1 protein-coding gene is annotated in these 1,197 nt (G+C 62.7%); it reads right to left on the minus strand.

Going from position 1 to position 1,197, the window contains the following annotated elements; all coding sequences use genetic code 11:
• On the minus strand, positions 1-1,135 hold a 1,135-nt coding region (locus tag EN955_RS34510; RefSeq protein ID WP_164769975.1), incomplete at its 3' end, for a hypothetical protein.
• Positions 1,136-1,197 lie beyond the last annotated feature (62 nt).

Raw genomic sequence — 1,197 nt, forward strand, 5'->3', positions numbered from 1 at the left:
GTCGCCACGTGAGGTACGGATCATTGGTCAGGCTGTCGAAATAGAGCCGTGCCGCACCCGCCAGGTCAAATGTGTAGCGGGCCTGCTGGCCGGCATGAGCGATCACTCCGTCAACCATCGTGCCGACCGTCAGTGCGGCCGTCGTGTCTTCGACCTTCTGGACCGCAAAACTGAAATCCACTGGGCTCGCGTTGGACACAGAGCCCTCGATCGCCAGCGTGTAGGTGCCCGTGAACGCCAGCGCCTGGACGTCGACGTCTCCAAAACCATTGAACAAGACCTGCCGGCCGAACGGATCGATGAGGCGCCAGTAGACAGTGCCGCCGCTATCGCTCTGTTGGTCGAAGAAGAACTTCTCGCCGGCCTGCGCATCGAAGCGGTAAAGCGCTGTATCGTTTCCGGAGGGTAAAGTTCCCGACACCGGGTCACCGAGCGTGATCGGCGTCGCTGTCGCGACATCAAGCAGCCGGAAGCTGTAGGGGCCGGTTGCATCGAGATAGCCGTCGACGATCAACGTGTAGGATCCGGCCACCAAGTCCAGAAGCGGAGTACCCGACACGCCGTCCGAATACGAGAAGCCGACAGGCGTGCTGTTCACTTCGCCGCGGGGGCCGATCAGCCGCCACGAGAGGTACGGATCATTGGTCAGGCTGTCGAAACAGAGCCGTGCCGCACCCGCCAGGTCAAATGTGTAGCGGGCCTGCTGGCCGGCATGAGCGATCACTCCGTCAACCATCGTGCCGACCGTCAGTGCGGCCGTCGTGTCCTCGACCTTCTGAACCGCAAAGCTGAAATCCACCGGGCTCGCGTTCGACACATTGCCCTCGATCGCCAGCGTGTAGGTGCCCGCGAACGCCAGCGCCTGCACGTCGACGTCCCACTGGAACCCGTTCGACCAGACCTGCCGGCCAAACGGATCAATGAGGCGCCAATAGACGGTGCCACCGGTATAGCTCTGTTGGTCGAAGAAGAACTTCTCGCCGGCCTGCGCATCAAATCGGTAGAGCGCCGTCTCCGTGCCGGTCGGCAGCGTGCCTGATACCGGCGTGCCAGAGGCGATCGGCGTCGCCGTCGCGACATCAAGCAGCCGGAAGCTGTAGGGGCCGGTTGCATCGAGATAGCCGTCGACGATCAACGTGTAGGATCCGGCCGCCAAGTCCAGAAGCGGAGTACCCGACACGCCGTCCGAATACGAGA

This window comes from Mesorhizobium sp. M7A.F.Ca.CA.001.04.2.1 (assembly GCF_003998485.1).
Classification (GTDB): Bacteria; Pseudomonadota; Alphaproteobacteria; order Rhizobiales; family Rhizobiaceae; genus Mesorhizobium; species Mesorhizobium ciceri.